The 21,240-nt window shown below is 33.3% G+C and carries 18 protein-coding genes; 9 read left to right on the top strand and 9 right to left on the bottom strand.

The window, feature by feature from the left end; translation table 11 throughout:
* Positions 1-7: 7 nt before the first annotated feature.
* The 3 genes from galK (at position 8) to Q0772_RS08330 (ending at position 3,411) form a co-directional block, all read left to right on the top strand.
* Positions 8-1,156 (top strand): galactokinase, encoded by a 1,149-nt coding sequence (gene galK / locus Q0772_RS08320; protein WP_298342827.1) that lies wholly within the window; start codon positions 8-10, stop codon positions 1,154-1,156.
* Positions 1,157-1,324: 168 nt separating this feature from the next.
* Positions 1,325-2,887 carry a hypothetical protein gene (locus tag Q0772_RS08325; protein WP_298342829.1) on the top strand — a complete coding sequence of 521 codons (1,563 nt, stop codon included), beginning with the start codon at positions 1,325-1,327 and terminating at the stop codon, positions 2,885-2,887.
* A 71-nt stretch (positions 2,888-2,958) separates the two neighbouring features.
* Complete coding sequence (locus Q0772_RS08330) at positions 2,959-3,411, top strand: nuclear transport factor 2 family protein (protein ID WP_298342832.1); 453 nt, start codon at positions 2,959-2,961, stop codon at positions 3,409-3,411.
* Positions 3,412-3,598: 187 nt separating this feature from the next.
* Here the strand turns inward: Q0772_RS08330 and glyA are convergent, their stop codons facing one another.
* On the bottom strand, positions 3,599-4,870 hold the full coding sequence (glyA, locus tag Q0772_RS08335) for a serine hydroxymethyltransferase (RefSeq protein WP_298342836.1): 1,272 nt from the start codon (positions 4,868-4,870) through the stop codon (positions 3,599-3,601).
* A 201-nt stretch (positions 4,871-5,071) separates the two neighbouring features.
* On the opposite strand from glyA, the gene fahA reads away from it, so the two are divergent.
* Both fahA and Q0772_RS08345 read left to right on the top strand, forming a co-directional pair.
* Complete coding sequence (gene fahA, locus Q0772_RS08340) at positions 5,072-6,352, top strand: fumarylacetoacetase (protein ID WP_298342839.1); 1,281 nt, start codon at positions 5,072-5,074, stop codon at positions 6,350-6,352.
* Between the two features lie 344 nt (positions 6,353-6,696).
* Positions 6,697-7,881, top strand: coding sequence for a hypothetical protein (locus tag Q0772_RS08345; protein ID WP_298342843.1), 1,185 nt, complete (start codon positions 6,697-6,699; stop codon positions 7,879-7,881).
* Positions 7,882-7,976: 95 nt separating this feature from the next.
* On the opposite strand, the gene Q0772_RS08350 is transcribed toward Q0772_RS08345, so the two are convergent.
* The 4 genes from Q0772_RS08350 to ytxJ form a co-directional block, all read right to left on the bottom strand.
* A complete protein-coding gene (locus Q0772_RS08350) occupies positions 7,977-9,932 on the bottom strand; it encodes a glycoside hydrolase family 9 protein (RefSeq protein ID WP_298342846.1) in 1,956 nt (651 codons plus the stop codon).
* Positions 9,933-10,096: 164 nt separating this feature from the next.
* On the bottom strand, positions 10,097-11,788 hold the full coding sequence (locus Q0772_RS08355; protein ID WP_298342849.1) for an RluA family pseudouridine synthase: 1,692 nt from the start codon (positions 11,786-11,788) through the stop codon (positions 10,097-10,099).
* On the bottom strand, positions 11,775-12,182 hold the full coding sequence (locus Q0772_RS08360; protein ID WP_298342852.1) for a gamma-glutamylcyclotransferase family protein: 408 nt from the start codon (positions 12,180-12,182) through the stop codon (positions 11,775-11,777). Before Q0772_RS08360 ends, Q0772_RS08355 begins: the two co-directional genes overlap by 14 nt.
* Positions 12,183-12,194: 12 nt before the next feature.
* Positions 12,195-12,584, bottom strand: a complete 390-nt coding sequence (ytxJ, locus tag Q0772_RS08365; RefSeq protein WP_298342856.1) for a bacillithiol system redox-active protein YtxJ — start codon at positions 12,582-12,584, stop codon at positions 12,195-12,197.
* 323 nt (positions 12,585-12,907) lie between these two features.
* On the opposite strand from ytxJ, the gene clpB reads away from it, so the two are divergent.
* The 4 genes from clpB to deoC all read left to right on the top strand — a co-directional run bounded on the left by clpB (position 12,908) and on the right by deoC (position 17,779).
* Complete coding sequence (gene clpB, locus Q0772_RS08370; RefSeq protein WP_298342858.1) at positions 12,908-15,514, top strand: ATP-dependent chaperone ClpB; 2,607 nt, start codon at positions 12,908-12,910, stop codon at positions 15,512-15,514.
* Positions 15,515-15,675: 161 nt separating this feature from the next.
* Positions 15,676-16,272: a TetR/AcrR family transcriptional regulator gene (locus Q0772_RS08375; RefSeq protein WP_298342861.1), complete on the top strand. Its 597-nt coding sequence runs from the start codon at positions 15,676-15,678 to the stop codon at positions 16,270-16,272.
* A 50-nt stretch (positions 16,273-16,322) separates the two neighbouring features.
* Positions 16,323-16,817 (top strand): acyl-CoA thioesterase, encoded by a 495-nt coding sequence (locus Q0772_RS08380; RefSeq protein WP_298342864.1) that lies wholly within the window; start codon positions 16,323-16,325, stop codon positions 16,815-16,817.
* 209 nt (positions 16,818-17,026) lie between these two features.
* Positions 17,027-17,779: a deoxyribose-phosphate aldolase gene (gene deoC / locus Q0772_RS08385; protein ID WP_298342868.1), complete on the top strand. Its 753-nt coding sequence runs from the start codon at positions 17,027-17,029 to the stop codon at positions 17,777-17,779.
* On the opposite strand, the gene Q0772_RS08390 is transcribed toward deoC, so the two are convergent.
* From Q0772_RS08390 to Q0772_RS08405, 4 genes are read right to left on the bottom strand one after another with little or no spacing between them, the layout of a single operon-like run.
* The gene (locus Q0772_RS08390; protein ID WP_298342871.1) at positions 17,766-18,611 is read right to left on the bottom strand and encodes a biotin-dependent carboxyltransferase family protein; all 846 of its coding nucleotides are present in this window, start codon (positions 18,609-18,611) and stop codon (positions 17,766-17,768) included. The genes deoC and Q0772_RS08390 overlap by 14 nt on opposite strands.
* Positions 18,604-19,332 carry a 5-oxoprolinase subunit PxpB gene (pxpB, locus tag Q0772_RS08395; protein WP_298342874.1) on the bottom strand — a complete coding sequence of 243 codons (729 nt, stop codon included), beginning with the start codon at positions 19,330-19,332 and terminating at the stop codon, positions 18,604-18,606. The genes Q0772_RS08390 and pxpB overlap by 8 nt, the downstream gene beginning before the upstream one ends.
* A 3-nt stretch (positions 19,333-19,335) precedes the next feature.
* Complete coding sequence (gene pxpA / locus Q0772_RS08400) at positions 19,336-20,076, bottom strand: 5-oxoprolinase subunit PxpA (protein ID WP_298342877.1); 741 nt, start codon at positions 20,074-20,076, stop codon at positions 19,336-19,338.
* A gap of 4 nt (positions 20,077-20,080) precedes the next feature.
* A complete protein-coding gene (locus tag Q0772_RS08405) occupies positions 20,081-21,202 on the bottom strand; it encodes a DUF2891 domain-containing protein (protein ID WP_298342880.1) in 1,122 nt (373 codons plus the stop codon).
* Positions 21,203-21,240: the final 38 nt, after the last annotated feature.

The following is a 21,240-nucleotide window of genomic DNA, read 5'->3' on the forward strand; positions in this document are numbered from 1 at the left end:
ATTAATTATGAGTGCTTCATTAATAAAAGATGTAAAGAAAACATTCATTGAAAAATTTAAGTCTAAACCATTATTGATTTTCTCTCCAGGAAGAATAAATATTATTGGAGAGCATACAGACTATAATGATGGATTTGTTTTTCCTGCAGCAATTGATAAAGGAATTGCTGCTGCTATTCAAAAGAGTGCTTCAAGTAGTTGTACTGCTGTTGCTCTAGATTTAGATAGCACAATTAAATTTGAATTGGATAAAATAAAACCCTCGAAGGAAGGTAGTTGGGAAAACTATGTTCTAGGTGTTGTTGCAGAAATACAAAACAAAAATAAGGTAGTAGGCAATTTTAATATTGTTTTTAAAGGGAATATTCCAGGAGGTGCAGGCATGTCTTCATCGGCAGCTTTAGAAAATAGTGTTGTTTTTGGTTTAAATGAATTATTCGAATTAAAGTTAACTAAAGAAGAAATGATACTGATTTCTCAAAAGGCAGAACATAATTATGTAGGTGTTAACTGTGGTATTATGGATCAATACGCTAGTATGTTTGGCAAAAAGGAGCATGCCTTACATCTAGATTGTAGAAACAATGAAGCTAAACCATATAAAATTGATTTTAAAGACCATCAATTAATACTTATAAATACCAATGTAAAGCACAGTTTGTCTGATAGCGCTTATAATGATAGACGCGCTGCATGCGAAAGTATTTCAAAACTATTAAACATCAAAGCTTTAAGAGATGCCACAGAGGCCGATTTAAAAAAAGTAATCGATAAAGTACCCCCGTCAAATTATCAGAAAGCATTATTCGTAATTCAAGAGAACTCAAGAACATTAAAAGCTGCAAAAGCTATTGAGGATAATGATCTGAAGAAATTAGGAGCACTAATATATCAGTCTCACCAAGGGCTCTCAAATCAATACAAAGTTAGTTGCGATGAGTTAGATTTCCTTGTAAACCAAACAAAGAAAAACAAACATGTATTGGGCGCTAGAATGATGGGTGGCGGTTTTGGTGGATGCACCATTAATCTTATTGCCAAAAGCGAAGCTAAAGCTTTCATCGAAACGGTTTCTAAGGTATACAAAAATAAATTTAACAAAGCATGCTCTACTTACCTCATAAAATTAGAAAAAGGAACACACATAGTAAAATAACCTAACTATGTAATTCAAATCTATTTGGTTACTAAATATTAGAGTAATTAACCATAAATATTCTAAAAAAACCTCATATAATACATAGGCTTTTTAAATTTTAATTCTATTATAATAAAATGTAACTTCAAAAGTTATATTTTTAGCCAATTAAACCAAAGCTTTCAAATGAAACGTTATTTATACTTTACAATCACTTTAGGTTTTTTAATACTATGGAGTTCTTGCAGAAAAGATTTTGAGTTTTCTCCAAGCACAGGCAGCCTTCAATTCTCAAGAGACACTGTTTATTTGGATACTGTATTTACAAACATTGGCTCAAGTACTTATAATTTAAAAGTTTATAATAAAAGTGATGATGATATTGTAATCCCATCTCTTGGTTTAGCAGGTGGTGAGGCTTCAAATTATAGATTAAGTGTAGATGGTATTTCAGGGAAGCGTTTTGAAGATATAGAGCTATTAGCTGAGGATAGTTTGTTCATTTTTATTGAATCAACTATAGATATAAACAATTTTACAAACCTTGATGGCACATATTTATACACAGATCAAATTGAGTTTGATTCAGGTTCTAATCTTCAAAAAGTAGAATTAGTAACCCTTGTACAAGATGCTGTTTTTATTTTCCCTGATAGAGATGATGATAATATTATTGATAGATTAACTCTCGATATTGGTAGTGATTTTGGTGAAGTACAATTTCTTGGTCGTGAATTAGAACCCTCAGAACTTACCTTTACCAATGAAAAACCATACGTTATTTATGGGTTTGCCACAGTACCTAGTGGTGAAACTTTAACTATTGAAGCTGGTACTCGTCTACATTTTCATGAGAACTCTGGCATCATTGTTTCTAATAACGCCTCAATTAATGTAAATGGTGCCTACAGTAACGATAGAGATTTAATGGAAAACGAAGTGATTTTTGAAGGGGATCGATTAGAACCAAATTTCTCTGAAGTTCCTGGGCAATGGGGTACTATTTTACTAGTTGAAGGTAGTATAAATAATACTATAAATTACACGACTATAAAGAATTCTCTAATTGGAATTTGGTCTATTGGCAATCCAAATGAAACTAACGATAAACTTACTATAACAAACACTCAAATTTATAACTCTAGTAGCTTTGGTATTCTTGGAAGAAACACCTCTATTTCTGGAGAAAATGTGGTTATCAATAATTCTGGTCTTTCTTCATTTGCCGGAACATTAGGAGGTAAATATAATTTTACACATTCTACAATAGCTAATTACTGGGATAATGGCTTTAGACAATTCCCTTCTGTGTTACTAAATAATTTTATTGTAGACGAAAATAACGTTGCTACCTTAGCTGATTTAACAGAAGCTAATTTTAACAATTGTATTATCTACGGAAATGATAATCCTGAAATTCTTTTAGATGAAGTTGAAGATGCATCTGTTGTATTTAATTTCAAGTTCACCAATTGCTTGATTCGTTTTGATGATAATAGTAATAATTTTACTGGAGCTAACTACGATTTTAATGATACATCGAAATATGAAGGCAATATTTTTAATCAAGACCCAAATTTTAAAGATGTTGATTTAAATGAACTAATTATTGGTGATGAATCTGCTGCTAACGGACAAGGTCTAGCATCTTTTGCATCTCAAGTCCCTTTTGATATTTTGAATGTTAATAGAACCAGTTCTCCAGACTTAGGCGCATATCAACATGTTACTTTTGAAGAAGAGGATTAACAATCTATTAACAAGTAATCCACTCAAATACAGCTATTTTAGTTTTTACTAATAATCAAAAAACGTAAAACATGAAAAAGCTACCCATCCTAGTCATTCTCTTTTTAAGTATATCTTTTACTTATGCTCAAACTGAAGCAGATAAAAAAGGGGTTGAAAAAGCCTGTATGAACTATATTGAAGGTTTCTATGAAGGTGACGAAAATAAACTTAAAAAAAGCCTACAACCTACCCTCAATAAATTTGGATTTTGGAAAGATAAAGATTCGGGAGAATATAAGCAGCGAGATCACTTGTCTTATACTAAAGCCTTAGCTTATGCTCGAGGTGTTTTAGAAAAAAAGCGATTTGCAAACCCTGATGCTCCAAAAAAAGTTGAAGTTTTTGATATTGGAAATGTAATTGCCTCTGCTAAAGTCACTGCTAGATGGGGTATAGATTATATACTACTCTCTAAACGTGGAGACAAGTGGATGATTGAACAGGTTATTTGGGAAGGCCCCTTGGAGAAGCCTGCTCATTAAACTAAACTTAATGTCACAACTTACTTGCGTTAGGGATTGTAGTGGATAGCCCACAGCTTTTGCGCCCTAGCGCAGAAGCGAGGACTTGTAACAGAAAGCCCGACCCCTTGTGGGTAACGCGCAAAAAAAAACCCTGAGGCAAAACCTCAGAGTTTTCTATGTAATTAACACTAGATTTGATTTAGGGCTATACGAACAAAGGTTTGTCCTTCATCATGGTATTTACTTTTGTTTTAACTGCTTCAAGAGTCGCATTGTCTTCAAAGTTAGTAATAACTTCATCAATTAACTCCACTATAGCTAGCATATCATTTTCTTTTAAACCACGAGTGGTAACTGCAGCTGTTCCCAAACGGATACCAGAAGTTACAAATGGTGACTTATCATCAAACGGTACCATATTTTTATTAGCAGTAATATCAGCTTTTACTAAAGCTTGTTCTGCATCTTTACCAGAAACGTTTTTATTACGTAAATCAATTAACATCATATGATTATCTGTACCACCAGAAATAATGTTATACCCCTTAGCTACTAATGCATCAGCCATTGCTGCTGCATTTTTCTTAACTTGCAATTGGTAATGTAAAAAATTATCAGTTAAAGCTTCTCCAAAAGCAATTGCTTTTGCAGCAATAATATGCTCTAAAGGTCCTCCTTGATTTCCTGGAAATACTGCAGAATCTAAAAGTGAAGACATTTTACGTAAGTTTCCATTTTTAAGTTTTATACCAAATGGGTTTTCAAAATCTTTTCCCATCATAATCATACCACCTCTTGGACCTCTTAAGGTTTTATGCGTTGTGGTAGTAATGATATGACAGTGTGGAAGCGGATCGTTTAAAATACCTTTAGCAATTAATCCTGCTGGATGCGAAATATCAGCTAATAATATAGCACCAACACTATCTGCAATAGTTCTAAAACGTTTAAAATCGATATCTCTTGAGTATGCTGAAGCACCAGCAATAATTAATTTTGGTTGCTCTTTAGTAGCTATCTCTTGAATTTTATCATAGTTTAAAACTCCTGTTTCTTGCTCTACCCCATAAAATACAGGATTGTACAACTTACCAGAAAAATTTACTGGAGATCCGTGAGTTAAATGTCCACCATGTGACAAATCAAAACCCAATATAGTATCTCCTGGCTTTAAACAGGCATGATACACGGCTGTATTAGCTTGACTACCAGAGTGCGGTTGTACGTTTACATAAGCTGCGCCAAACAAGGTTTTAGCTCTATCAATAGCAATTTGCTCTACTTCATCAACAACTTCGCAACCGCCATAATAACGTTTTCCAGGGTAGCCTTCGGCATATTTATTAGTTAACACAGAGCCTGCAGCTTCCATAACTTGTGAGCTAACAAAATTCTCTGATGCAATAAGCTCTATACCATGTAGTTGGCGTTCTTTTTCTGCTTGAATAAGTTCAAAAATTTGTTCGTCGCGTTGCATAAAAATGAAATTCTTTTTTAATGATGTGCAAAAATAGGAAATAGATTAGTTATTAGCTTTAAAAAAAGGAGATTTCAGCTTAAGTTTTCAACGGTTTATTAACCATTAAAATTAATGCAGATTTTATACTATTTTTTGAATTAAAATAAAAAAAATATGTAGGTTTGATAAGAATTCAATAATCTAAAAAAAAAAGTAGTTATGCCATTATCCGCTAACAATCCAGATAGAACATCATGGTTACACGTTGATAAAAATTCAGACTTTCCCATACAAAATATTCCTTTTGGAGTATTTTTAACCCGCGATGATATTATTACCATAGGAACTCGTATTGGAGACACTGCAATAGATCTTGGCGCGTTGCACCAACTAGGGTATCTTGATGGGATCCCTCTTACTGATGATATTTTTCTTCAAGATTCTTTAAACGATTTTATTGCAGATGGTAGGCAAACATGGCGCGCCGTTAGAAATAGAATTGCTGAAATTTTTGACTCGAAAAACGAGGCCTTAAAGAAAAACACTAAGGTTAAAGAAATTATTTTATTTCGTTTGGATGAAATTGAAATGCAGCTTCCTGTCCAAATTGGTGATTATACCGATTTTTACTCTAGTATAGAGCATGCTACCAATGTAGGAACCATGTTTAGAGACCCAGATAACGCATTGCTACCTAACTGGCTGCATATACCTGTAGGTTATCATGGTAGAAGTAGTTCTATTATCCCTTCAGGAATTCCAGTTCATAGACCGCAAGGACAAACTTTACCAAACGGCGTTAAAGAACCTGTTTTTGGTCCAAGTAAATTAGTGGATTTTGAATTAGAGATGGCCTTCATCACCACAGACGCGAATGATTTAGGTGAACCTATTCCTATTGAAGAGGCAGAAGAATACATATTTGGACTTGTGTTGTTAAACGATTGGAGTGCTCGCGATATTCAAAAATGGGAATATGTACCTTTAGGTCCATTTTTAGCTAAAAACTTTGCAACATCAATCTCACCATGGATTGTAACTTTAGATGCTCTTGAACCTTACCGCGTTGAAAGCCCAAAACCTAAAAAAGAACAGTTACCATATTTAAAATATAAAGGAAAAAAGAGTTACGATATTAACTTAGAGGTTGCTATACAACCAGAAAATGCTAAAGAAACTGTAGTAAGTAACTCCAATTTTAAATATCTGTACTGGAATATGGTACAACAATTAGCACATCATACTGTTAATGGTTGCCCTGTTAATTCTGGTGATATGATGGGAAGCGGCACTATTTCTGGACCTACCAAAGATAGCTACGGCTCCATGTTAGAACTTACTTGGCGAGGCGAAAAACCTATTAAAATGAAAGATGGTAGCGAGCGTAAATTTATAAACGATAACGATACTGTAATTATGCGCGGGTATTGTGAAAACGATGGCACTCGCATTGGTTTTGGTGAGGTTTCTACGAAACTACTCCCTGTTTACAGCAAATAAAACATCTTAATAATACAAATATAAAATCCTGCCTAGTGCGGGATTTTTAATTTTTAGGCGTTACCCACAAGGGGTCGGGCTATCCGTTACAAGTCCTCGCTTCTGCGCTAAGGTGCAAAAACTCTGGGCTATCCACTAATATCCCTAACGCGAGCAAATCTGCTAAAACCTTTTCTTAATCCAATCCTTTTAGCAGATTTGTCAAGACTAATTTTTATAAACTTATTCCTTCAAATAAAAACAGTTAAATACACTTTATCGAATATATTGGTATTTCATAGATATTCATTGTATTTTGGCATCACTATTGAAACTACTACCCAAATAACCAAAACAGTAGACCCATGAAAAAAATACTACTCATATTCGTATTAAGCCTATTTATAATGGCCTGTAATACTAGAAAGCAAGTTGAAAAAGCTGTAAACTCTGGTAATTACAATCAAGCCATAAATACAGCATTAAAAAAACTTAGAGCAAATAAAGACAAAAAACGTAATTACGATTATGCTTTAATGCTTCAAGATGCTTACTATAAAGTTACAGAACGCGATATAGAAAATATAGCACATCTTAAAAAGGATAATAATCCAGAAAACTACAGAACCATTTTTGAAATGTATTTAGATTTAGATGCACGCCAAAATGCTATAAAACCTATTCTTCCGCTTAAAGTCAATGGAAAAAATATAACATTCAATTTCAACAATTACAGTGATGCCATTTTAGATTCTAAAAACAAGGTTTCAGACTACACCTACGAAAAAGGTTTAGAATTATTAGAGTCTGATGACAAAAGCGTAATAAGAGAAGCGTATTCTGAGTTAAGCTACCTAGAGCGTATTAACCCAAATTACGAAAACACACGAGAATTACTAGAAGAAGCGCACCAACGGGGTAAAAACTATATTTTGGTGTCATTAAATAATGATACGCAACAAATTATCCCAAGCCGTTTAGAAGACGATTTACTAAACTTTAACACCTACGGATTAAATAAATTTTGGAGCGAATACCATGTTAATAAATTAGAAAACCTAAATTACGATTACGCAATGCAGCTTAATCTAAAAGGCATTAATGTATCTCCAGAGCGCATAAACGAACGTGAGTTTATAAGAGAAAAAGAAGTGGTTGATGGTTGGGAATACAAAAAAGACCGCAATGGCGAAGCTATAAAAGATAGCTTAGGCAAATACATTAAAATAGATAAACTAGTTAATGTAAAAGCAAGATACATGGAAACCATTCAAACAAAATCCTCTCATGTAATTGGAGATGTGGTGTATTTAGATTTAAAATCAAATCAATTGCTAGACGCTTTCCCTATTGATAGTGAGTTTGTTTTCGAATATGTATTTGCGAGATATAGAGGTGATAAGCGTGCATTAAATGCCAACGACATCGCGCTTATAAACAACAGACGTGTCCCCTTCCCTACTAACGAACAAATGGTTTATGATACTGGTGAAGATTTAAAACTACAACTCAAGGATATCATAAACTCTTATGCTATAAATAGACTTTAAAAATGAAAACTCCCAAATAGTTTTGGGAGTTTTTTTATTTTGACTAACGCTATCATTTTACATTTTTATAAATCAAAAATATAAAAACAACTTTTCTACTGCTTTAGTAACTTTTTAGTGTACGTCCTGTTATCTTCAGTAGTGATTTTTAAAATATAAAGTCCGTTTTGAATATTCGGCAAACTAATCTGTACTGATGATGAAGTATGCACAACTTTACCAAGCGTATTGTAAACTACTACATAAGCTATTTTTTTTCTAGTTTTAATTTGAATTATACCTTCTGTAGGGTTAGGATATACGGATATCGTTTCAGACGCCAATGCATAATCATTAATACTTAATGCAGTGCCATTTTGATAAAAATTAAGGGCATTTAATGCATACGCCAAAGGTGCATTCCAATTGATGGTTACTTCATTTGATGCGTAAGAGCACCAATCATCTACATACGAACCCGCATTAGAGGTATTTATATATCCAGAACATCCATCTTGACGTCCAGGATTAGGTCCACCACATAGCATACCAGGAATTGGCGCAGCAATACCATCGGCATCAGATATTCTATGATGTGGGTTTACAGGTGAAATTTCTCCAAAGCCCGAAACATAAGAGTAGCCTGTACCATTTCTACCTAATAAATAATCCATACCAATATATGCAGCATCTAAATATGTATCATCATTAGTCATTTCGTAAGCCCTAACTAATAGCATAATTTGATTTGCAGCTACACTATTACTACCCCAAACATAATCCCAATTAGAAACTCCCATAGATATATTCATTGCAGAGTTTTCTATTTGGTTTTTTAAATCATCCGCAGTACTTATAAATGTGCTTCTGGCAGTGTTAATAGTGCTTGAAGGAAATGAAGTATCATGATATAACATTGAAATTAAAGCTAAAGGATCTGTATACTGCCAACTTGGTGTACCATTACCAATACTAGACACAACAATATCATTACTATAATTCACATTGTTTGTAGTAATAAATAGTTCTACCGCAGCCCATTGAAATTCGTCACTAACATTGCTATCGCCATATTCACCTGTGTTAACACCATTAGGGTTTGTAAAATAATCGGTAGGGTTTGCCTCAGCCCAAGCGTAAGCTGCTTCTGCAGCACTTAAAAGTGTATCGCTATAGCCAGGTAATTCACTCTCATAATTTGCATAAATTCGTGAAGCCATTGCCATAACTGCGGCAAAATTTAAAGTTGCTGATGTACTTTTCTTTATCACATATCGTGTTGCTGTATAAGCATTTGGCATTATTCTGCCTGAAAAATTTAATCCAGTTAATTTGTGATACACACCACCATCTGAAGGCTCTTGCATTGTAAGCATCCAATCTAAATTCCACTTTACCTCGTCTAATAAGTCTGGTAAATTTCCACCAGTTTCAGGAATATCTATGGCTTTTGCTTGGTAGTAGCTTTCAAAATGTTCGTAAGCTGCTAAAAGCGTATATGTTGAAATACCACTATTTACAATATATTTATTATAATCACCAGCATCATACCATCCTTTTGGTGAAGAAATAATAGTATTCGTAGGTCTTGCAGGGGATGCTGCTGAACTATGTACACGAACACTTGTGTCTGGATGCCCCATACTTCTGGCATAAATACCGCCATAAGTTGACGAAATTGCAGTTGAAGCTCTATTGAAATAGTAATATTTTAAACTAGCATCAGAAATGGCTTGGTAAACATCTGCACCAATATTAAATGAAACTTCCTCACCTCCAACCTGAAGCCTATATGTACCAGATGTAGTGATAGATGACACATCTATTTTTGACACGTACTCTTGGGCGTCCGACCAGTAATTTACAGCAGCTGAAGTTCCTGAAAGCACAACATTGTCATCAGCATCTAAAACAATAAATGCTTGTGGAGAAAAGGTGGTATTAGCAACTAGACTAATCACTTTACCTCTATCATTAAAATACCCTATTTGATTGTATCTAACGTCAATAGCTTGAGATACACATACCAGTGAGTTCAGCAGTAAGACTGCTAAAAGTAATTTTGATTTCATATTCATTTTTTTTTGATATCTCTTGACACTATTAACCTCTATCCTTAGAAACATCTAATATACAAAATCAATAACTTTTAAGATAAAGCTTAATAAAGACTATAGTACTTTACCTAAACAACTCAATCATGAATACTTAACTCGTAAATCATTTCACAAAAGCACTAAAAAGGCGCCTCACAAATCATATCTAAAACTTTAAGCGTTACAGGGTGGATAAACGTCAATTGCGCCGCATGTAAATATAGACGCTCTCCTTTTACACCATAAAGATCATCACCAATAATGGGCGTATTCAATCCATCAACATGTGCTGCATGCACCCGTAACTGGTGTGTTCTACCAGAAATTGGATAAAAATGTATACGTGTTTTTCCAGCTACGACGTCAACCACCTCATATTTGGTTTTAGCAGGTTTTCCATGTTCATAACATACCAATTGCTGCGGTCTGTTATCTAAATCTACTCGTAATGGCAAATCTATAATACCTTCTTTTTTAGAAATTTCCCCATCTAAAACCGCAACATATCGCTTTTTTACTGAACGTTCAATAAACTGCTTTTGCAATTTTTTATAAGTTCTTTCATTTTTAGCAACTAATAATAAACCAGATGTAGACATATCCAATCTATGCACCAACAAAGGGCCTTTGGCATTTGGTAAATATTGCTTCATTTTGGTGTAAACAGAATCTAAAGTTGTTTTTCCAGGCACCGATAAAAAATCATGAGGTTTATTAACCAATAATAAATAGTCATCTTCATAAACAATTTCAAGTGGTTGATTATGACTTTTAACCTCTAAAATTGGATTATTTTCAACATCCAAACCTTTCATCATATGCCCAAGAATAGGCTCGCATTTACTTCTACAGGATGGATAAAATTGCTTGTGCTTTCTAACCTCAGATTTTGGGGAAGCACCCCACCAAAACTCAGCCATAGCTATTGGTTTTAATCCACACTCATAAGCATACTGAAATAATTTTGGCGCAGCACATTCGCCAGATGCTGCTGGTGGTATAGGTGAAGCTGTATCCTTGAAAATATCTAGTAAATCTTTAGTTTCTCCTTTAGCGTTCAAAAAGCGATATTGCTCATGCAAACGTTTTTGTAATGATGCAGATAATTTGGCACGTTTCGCTTTTAAAACTTCAATTGGCGCTTCAAAGTGTTTAATTTTTAGTTTAAGCGTTTCAATAGTATTACTCCAATACGCTTTCAAATCTCTTAACCTTAGATTATAATGAATACTCTGCTGTTTTAGCGTATCATCAAGCAGTTTGTATTCGTCTTCAGAAAATAACTCAAGTGCTTGTTCTCGCTCTAACTTACGGGCATGTTTTTTGGCCTTAATTAAAGTTTTTAAGTCCAGTAATGCCTTATCATAACCTAAGTAAGATGCGTTTAAATCATATTTTAAAGACTTAAATTCATGTGCTTGTTCCAGGAATTCAATCTCAGAACTTAATCTATTCAATTCAGCTTCACCTTTTTTATAAAACCCGTTTTTATCCAAAGTATCATAAACTGTTGGCACAAAACCTTTGTGGTGATTATTCTCTGCAAGTTTACCTGAAAACGCAGCTAAATAACCTATTTCTCTAGCGGTATTTTGTACCACCATCACACCAAACATCTTCCCAATTTGCAAGCCTTTCATTTTAGGGTGTAAGCCAAAATTATGCTTGAAATCGGATTGCATCTCTAAATAACGCTGCAAATCTTCCGCTGCAAGAACACTCAATTTATGGGGTTCGTAGTAAAATGGAAAAGTAAATTGTTTAGGTAGTGTAACATCCTTAACAACCTCAAACTCGTGAAAAAATGTATCGGTAAATTTAGTTTTTGGCATCTTTTAGAAAATCCCCAGATAAAATTCGTTGCTTGTTTTCAATATTCTGGTTGTAAATATACACCCAAGCATCAATAGAATTCCCATTTTCTAAAAAAACAGTAGTAATTTCTCTTCTAAATAGACTTTCTTCAATATTAGAGTCAATAAAACCTTCATACTCATCCAAAAAGTGTAATATTTCACTAGTAGTATGCAATTTAAATAAGGTACCGTAAACCTTTTCAGAAGTATCGGTACTTAAAATCACACCAGGAAACCAAGAAATTTTGTAAAGTCTTCCGTAGATATAACCTTTACCCAAAACATTAGAATTTAAGCAAAGAAACTGAGACATATTGTTTTTCGCATCATGCTGCAAAGTCCCATATACAAATAGGTATTCCGTAATCAAGGATAGAAAAGTTTATACAAACCTAGATAAGTCCACTGCATTAATCTGTCCATGAGACGCATGTGTAACTACCACACCGTTTTTAATTACCAAAATTTGTGGCGACTCATGCATAACCTGAAATTTATAACCAACCTCATTGGAAACTTCCCGGTAATTCAACAAATCCAAATAATACAAATCCAAATTATTTTCTGTTAAATCATAAGCATCCACAAACTGATTCATTACCATTCTACTAATCCCACAGCGTGTAGAATGCTTAAAAACCACCTGCGTTTTAGTTGCAGACTTTTTTGCTATAACCTCTAATTGCTTCAAATCATTTAAAGCAATCCATGGCAAAACCTTTTCTTCTTTAGGCTCAGAATTTCCACCAAATAATTTCTTAATCAATCCCATAACTTTCTTTTTTTTGGCGTTACCACAAGGGTCGGGCTTTCTGTTACAAGTCCTCGCTCCCACCTTCGGGATCGCTGTGGGCTTTCCACTCCAATCCCTAACGCACCACTGTTGTGTGCATACTCAAACGCAAAAATAAACCAATTAAAGTTTAAGCATACATACTATCAGTCGAAATCGGTTTCAAAGCTTACAAACCGACAAAAAGTCACTAAAAACCTAGCCTAAACAGACATTTTGTCCTCCTAAACCCATTGGTAAGATTATTGACTAAGTATAATCGTAAAAGAAAAATACAACACTCAAAAAAGAAAAAAATAAACATGAATTTTAATAATTATACCATAAAATCGCAAGAAGCCATAGAACAAGCGCAACAAATAGCGCAAGGTTTCGGGCATCAACAAATTGAAAACGAACACATTTTTAAGGGTGTTTTTGAAGTGGATGAAAACGTATTACCATTCATCTTAAAAAAGCTAAACGTTAATATTTCAATATTAGAACAAGCTTTAGATAAGCAACTGGAGAGTTTTCCTAAAGTATCTGGAGCAGAACTTATGCTTTCCAGAGAAACAGGAAAAGCATTAAATGAAGCTGCAATGATTGCTAAAAAAATGAAAGATGAGTATATTTCAGTAGAGCATCTCATTTTAGCTGTTTTTAAATCTAATAGCAAAATTGCACAAATGCTAAAAGATCAAGGCGTAACAGAAAAAGGCTTAAAATCAACTATCGAGGAACTAAGAAAAGGTGATAACGTAACCTCTCAAAGTCAAGAGGAAACCTATAATGCCTTAAATAAATATGCCAAAAACCTGAATCAATTAGCAAAAGATGGTAAGTTAGATCCTGTTATTGGTCGTGATGAGGAAATCCGACGAATACTTCAAATTTTATCGCGCAGAACCAAAAATAACCCCATTCTTGTTGGAGAACCTGGTACTGGTAAAACTGCTATTGCTGAAGGTTTAGCACATCGAATTATAGATGGTGATATTCCAGAAAATCTAAAAGAAAAACAAATCTTTGCTTTGGACATGGGAGCACTCATCGCTGGAGCAAAATATAAAGGTGAATTTGAAGAACGTTTAAAAGCAGTAATTAAAGAAGTAACTACAAGTGATGGTGATATTGTTCTATTTATAGACGAAATTCACACTTTAGTTGGTGCTGGTGGCGGACAAGGAGCTATGGATGCCGCAAACATCTTAAAACCTGCTCTAGCACGTGGCGAATTAAGAGCCATAGGCGCAACAACACTTGATGAATACCAAAAGTATTTTGAAAAGGACAAAGCCTTAGAGCGTCGTTTCCAAAAAGTAATGGTTGATGAACCTGATACCGAAAGTGCCATTTCAATACTACGCGGTATCAAAGAAAAATATGAAACACACCATAAAGTACGTATAAAAGACGATGCCATTATTGGTGCCGTAGAGTTATCTCAGCGCTACATTACCAATCGTTTTTTACCAGACAAAGCCATTGATTTAATGGATGAGGCTGCTTCAAAAATGCGTATGGAAATAAACTCAAAACCTGAGGAATTGGATGTTTTGGATAGAAAAATCATGCAATTAGAGATAGAAATTGAGGCTATTAAGCGCGAAAAAGATGAAACAAAGTTAAAATCACTTCGTGCCGACTTAGCTAATATCAAAGAGCAACGCAATGATATTTATGCTAAATGGAAGTCCGAAAAAGAAGTAGTAGACAATATTCAAAACACAAAACAAGATATTGAAAATTTCAAATTAGAGGCAGAAAAAGCAGAACGTGAAGGTGATTATGGAAAAGTGGCTGAGTTACGCTATGGAAAGATCAAAGAGAGCCAAGAACAATTAGAAACTCTCCAAAAACAATTGCAAGAGCAATCTGAAAACTCTTTAATAAAAGAAGAAGTGACTTATGATGATATTGCAGAAATTGTTGCAAGATGGACAGGTATTCCAGTCACAAAAATGCTACAAAGCGAACGCGAAAAGCTGTTAAAACTAGAAGATGAATTACACAAACGCGTTGTTGGACAGGAAGAAGCTATTGAAGCCGTAAGTGATGCCGTAAGACGAAGTCGTGCAGGCTTACAAAACCCACAGAAACCAATTGGAACCTTCTTATTCCTTGGAACAACGGGTGTAGGAAAAACAGAACTTGCGAAAGCATTAGCGGAATACTTATTTGATGATGAAAGTGCGATGACACGTATCGACATGAGTGAATACCAAGAGCGTCATGCAGTAAGCCGGTTAGTTGGAGCACCTCCTGGATACGTTGGCTATGATGAAGGCGGACAATTAACAGAAGCTGTTAGAAGAAAGCCATACTCTGTAGTGCTTTTAGATGAAATTGAAAAAGCACATCCTGACACCTTTAATATTTTACTACAAGTGCTTGATGAAGGCCATTTAACAGATAACAAAGGTCGTGTTGCTGATTTTAAAAATACCATCATCATCATGACATCTAATATGGGTAGCAATATCATTCAAGAGCGTTTTGAGGCTACACAAGATATAGATTCTGCTATTGAAGCTGCCAAAGTTGATGTTTTAGCCTTATTAAAACAAACGGTGCGTCCAGAATTCTTAAACAGAATTGATGATACGGTTATGTTTACACCTTTAAGTAAAGAAAACATTGTAAATATTGTTGGCTTGCAACTAAAAAGTGTAACAAAAATGATTGCACAACAAGGCATTACATTTGATGCAACTCCAGAAGCGATAAGCTATCTTTCAGAAAAAGGTTATAACCCAGAATATGGTGCAAGACCTGTAAAACGCGTTATACAGAAAGAAGTGTTAAACGCACTGAGTAAAGAAATTTTATCTGGAAAAGTAACAACAGATAGCATTATTTTGCTAGATGCCTTTGATGATAAGTTAGTTTTTAGAAACCAAGGCGACCTAGTTACAGAAGAATTTTAAAAGTTAATAGATTTCTTTGTAACATATTCTTTAACAAAGAGTCTATTAAGTGGTTGGTTAGTTGAAAAGCAACATGAATCTCTCTACAGAGATGAGTGTTGCTTTTTATATTTATAACAAAAATATACCAATTGGTATATTTTTGTTATATTTGCTTCATCATGACAACTAAAGCTGAATTAACATCACAATACATCATAGAAACTGTTGCTCCAATTTTTAATAAGAATGGATATGCTGCCACTAGCATGCTTGATATAACTAAAGCTACAGGTTTAACTAAAGGTGCTATATACGGTAATTTCAAAAATAAAGAAGAACTTGCTTATGCGGCATTCAAGTACATGGTTAGATCTCTAATGAAACCATTATCAATTCATTTAGAGCAAAGTAATTCTCCAATTAAAAAACTTTATCTAATTTCTGATTTTTATCGGAATTATTATCCATTTAGCAAACAACTTGGTGGTTGTCCTGTACTTAATATTGGTGTAGATTCAAATAATAGTAATTCAGGTTTGCTTACTAAAGTTAGAGACACCATTCAACGAATACAAGATAAATTATGTAGTATCATAGAAAATGGTATTGAATGTGGAGAAATCTCAACAGAAATTAATGCGATGCAATATGCTAAGCGAATAGATACAGTAATTCAAGGTGCCATTTTTATGACTTACACCATGAATGATGAGTCTTACATGAAGGATACCATGAATTACATAGACCAAATGATTACTAACGAATTGAAACTATAATATTTTTTTAACTAATAATATACCGATTGGTATAAATTAAATTTTTAAACATGAATACACTTTCAAAAACCCTAACTAGCAAAGCAAAAATTAGATTTCAAGATTGTGATCCTTTCAACCACCTAAATAATGGTAATTATATTAATTACTTTATGAATCATAGAGAAGATGTCCTAATTGAGCATTATAACTTAGACATATACAAAATAGCAAAACTTGAAGGTAAGAGTTGGGTATCAACTACTAATCAAATAGCTTACTTAAAGCCAGCATTACTAATGGAAACTATTGTGCTTGAATCTCAATTAATAAACTATGATGAAAGCAATTTGCAGGTTGAAATGCGTATGTATAATTCAGACAAAAGCCATCTAAAATCAGTAATATGGTGTGGTTTTGCTCATTTTAATTTGCTAACTCAAAAAAGAGAAATACATACTCAAGATTTAATAAAACTATTTGAAACTGTAAACAACCCTATTACTACAAATAGTTTTGAAGAACGCATTAGTCACTTGAAACCTAAATTTTTGCAAAAACTATAAACCAAATGTACTTTTTTACCGTATATCTAGTTATTAGTTAAAATGTTTTACCGTTAATCTAAAATTCAACTTTTTATGTAGGTTAATTCATTTTAATTAATAATTTAGCTATGGATGTAAGCCCTAAATATTACATTTAATTAAACAAATTTTAGATTTTTTTCCTCCTCAAGAAATTAATCTTTTTAACAAAAAACCTACTTATATCAATGGAAATCAGCAACTATATTGAATACACTTTACTAGAACCCACTGCTTCAGAACGCGATATTATGAACTTGTGTGATGAAGCAAAGTCTAATGATTTCTACAGTATATGTATTAACAGTTGTTATGTTCCATTAGCTAAACAATTACTGGTAGGTTCAGAAGTAAAGATTTGTACAGTAATAGGATTCCCTTTGGGCGCAATGTCCACACAAGCAAAAGTTTTTGAAGCAGAAAAAGCTATCGAAGATGGTGCGGATGAAATTGATATGGTTATTAATTTAGGCTATTTAAAAAGCAGAAATTACGTATCGGTTTTAAAAGATATTAGTGATGTAAAACTAGCCATTAGAAAAATACCTTTAAAAGTAATTCTTGAAATTTCTGAGTTAAATAAAAATGAAATTATTAAAGCCTCTGAAATTTGTTTAGATGCTAAAGCAGACTTTATTAAAACATCTACAGGATTTTCTAAAAGTGGTGCTACATTAACCGCTGTGAAAATCATTAAAAAAACCGTTAGAAATAAGGCTAAAATTAAAGCCTCAGGAGGTATTGGAGATTTTGATACTGCTATCAAATACATTGACGCTGGTGCAGATAGAATCGGTACATCAACAGCTATTAAGCCTAAGAATAATAGACGTCAAATAAGAAATACTAAAATTTACAAAGACTATATTAAAACGGTTCTGAATTCCGATACTCAACAGACTACAAAAAATATAAAAGAAACGTATTCTAAAGACATTTAAACTGTAGTTTATCACCTGTTATTTTTTGAGCTAGAGAATGTATTGCAGATTCAGATAATTGTAACACCCTTGGATAACCTCCAGTAGTTTGACAATCTTTCATTAAAATTATTAGTTTTCCTGAAGGTGTTAATTGTATAGTTCCTGGCAATACAGGAGCTGTAATAATGCTGTCAAGATTGTTGGCTAAAACTTCTTCTAGCTGATAAGCCATTCTGTTATTATATTTTGAAATAGTAAATCTTGAACTCAATATTTTTTTTTGATTTGATACTGAAAGATATTTAAACTCTGGTCCTCTATACACTTCTAAAGTTAAATTATCAATATATGATGTATTGACCCTTAAATTTGAATGATGCATCTTATAATTAAAAGTACTATTTTTAATAGCCAGTTGATCTCCTTTTTTTATAGAAGACTGTTGAGTAATGTTTTGATACATACTCCTACTGTTCATAACCATTTCTACGTTAAATCCTCCTAATACTGCAAGATAACATCGAAATCCGCTATCTAATTTCCCAAAGGATAACACATCATCCTTTTTTACATTAAAAATCTTGTTATTGGGTATGTAATTTTTATTTATTTGCGGATTCATACTAGCTCCAGATAAACATATTAAAGTGTCACATTCAAACTTTAATTTAGGTCCAGTCATGGTTATTTCTAAAACAGCATTATTCTCATGATTTCCTAATAATGTATTGGCTATTGTAGCAGCTTGTTTATCCATAACACCAGAATATGGCACACCATAATCTTGATACCCAAATCTACCTATATCTTGAATGGTAGAGTAAAATCCTGATTGCAATACTTTAATCATAAATCATCTCGCTTTCAATTATATAGGTATTGTTTTCTACTTGAGATTTAATCTTATTGTAGGTATTAACTTTTACAGGAACAAATTGGATTTGATCTCCTGTTTTAGCAAAACATGGTGGATTATTTTTGGCATTAAAAAACTGAATTGGAGAGTTTCCAATAACATTCCAACCTCCAGGACTTTCAATAGGATACACCCCAGTTTGATTCCCTCCAATAGCCACTGCACCCTTTTCAATTTTTAAACGAGGAGTTGATTTTCTGGGTATTTCTAAGTCTTCATCTAAGCCTCCTAGGTATAAAAAACCTGGTAAAAATCCGATGAAATAAACAGTATAAACTACTTCTGAATGTTTTTTAATTATCGCTTCTATAGATAGTTCTTTAGCGTTCGATATATATTGTAAATCTAGAGCAAAATGTTCTTCATAACAAACAGGTATTTTCCATAATCTGCTGTTTAAACTAGTTTCTGTCGAAACTCTTGAGTAAATAGCTATTAAAGCTTCTTTTTCAGCTTTAAAATGTACTGATTCCTTATAAATAATTAACAACGAATTATAAGCAGACCTTAACTCTTGTCTATTACTATCATTATCTGATATAATCTTAGCTTTAAAAAGAATAATATCACGCAAGATATATTTATCAATTTTTGAGGGCCACTCAACTATAATAGCACGATCATGATAAGATTTATATTCTAATTGAAACTTCATAAATTAACGTACGCTTATACCTTCTGATTTTAAACGATTCACCAAAGCTTTTAAAAGTTCAACAGACCTAGTGTTATCTCCATGAATACAAAATGTTTCAGCCTTAATACTTTTGTAATTGTGCGCCTCCGTTTTCACTTTCCCTTTGAAAAACATCGAACTCACATGCTCAAACATAGCATTAGCATCATCAATCATAGCATTCCTTTCTGATCTTGAAACTAAAGTTAAATCATCGTTATAGTTTCTATCGGCAAAAACTTCATAAACGATTGGAATATTATTTTTTATAGCTAAATCTGATATAACAGAATTATAAGGCACGTAGAGTTTTGTGTGAGACATTGAAGTCTTCATTACTTCTATAATAACATTTGCTGTTTTTTCATCCATAGCTGCTAAGTTATACAGAGCACCATGAGGCTTTACATGATGTAATGGCATATGCAAGTCATCCAAGACATGAACTAACATTTTTATTTGCTCTAGAATTGAAGTGTATAGTGCTACACAAGACATTTCCATAATACGTCTACCAAAATTCAAGCTATCAGGGAATGATGGGTGCGCTCCAACTTTTACATGATGCTTAACAGCAAGTTCTACAACCGTTTTTATGGTATCTATATCTCCAGCATGTCCGCCACAGGCAATATTACAGGACGAGATATATGGCATTAATTGGGCTTCATTGCCTAAACCCTCGCCAACATCTGCATTAATATCAATAATTCTATTTTGCACAATTCTAAATTAACCATTCTCTAGCAGAGTTCAATGCATAAATTGCAAAACTACCTAACCAATGCCCACCTTCATACCTATCTCCAAATATGGCAGGCAACGAATAATTAATATGAATATTAGCTATATTTTCTAGATGTTTATATTCTGGTAACCCTTCAGCAATTTTATACAAACTCCAAGCACGAGAAAAATTAACACCATCTAAATGTACCAAATGACCATCTGTTCTATCAGACACAATGCCAACTTCCAGATTAAAATTCACATCTTTTAATTGTGGCAAAAAACTATCTAACCAAGCCTTAAAATCTACAGAATCCAATAAGCGTTTCATTAAAGCTGCTTCTTCTAAACAAGGTGATAAAAAATCACTTCCACTGGGCTCCCAGGTAATTGGGCAGCTTTTATCATGCTTATAAAAATACAAGGCACGCGCTTTAATAGCATGTTTTAATTCATCATGGTTTAAAGCCTCAGCATAATCATAAGCAAAAGATAAACTAAAAGCAGTGTTAGTATGTGTTCCTACACGCTGTGGATAATTTAATTTTGGTAAAAACTCTATATACTTCCCTACTATTAAATTGGTTAATGGCTGTAAATTGCTTTCCAATTGTCTTGCAGTTTCATCATCCCAAGTGTGTAATTCTTCTGCGAGTTTTAGTAACCACGCCCAACCATAAGTACGCTCGTAAGATTTGTTATGCTTCCCATAAAAATAAGCAACTTCCGATTCAATGTTTTGTTTTGAAATATTATTGAGTAACTTTTGTTTGATAACATCAGCATTATCAATATTTGGAAACGATTTTAATAAACTTACTAAACTCCAATGCCCGTGAACAGATGAATGCCAATCAAAACACCCATAAAATGCAGGATGTAATTCAGTTGGAGATTTCAAGTCTTCGTCTCCACCTAAAGTTTGAGATAAGCGGTTTGGATATTCTGTATTTATGCAATGTAATGGTAAATGGGCTAGCTTATTGGCTTGCTCTAAGTTTAAAATCGGAGGTTCAACAATTTCAATAGTAGGTTCAATTTTAATTTCTTTTTTATCATCTTTCGAAGAATTGCAGCTAAAAATTAGTAATACAACTAAAACGGTTATCATTTTTTTCATCCTATAAAAATATTAAATAATAACCTTAAACTACTTAA

It is taken from the genome of uncultured Algibacter sp., assembly GCF_947490405.1.
Taxonomy (GTDB): domain Bacteria; phylum Bacteroidota; class Bacteroidia; order Flavobacteriales; family Flavobacteriaceae; genus Algibacter_B.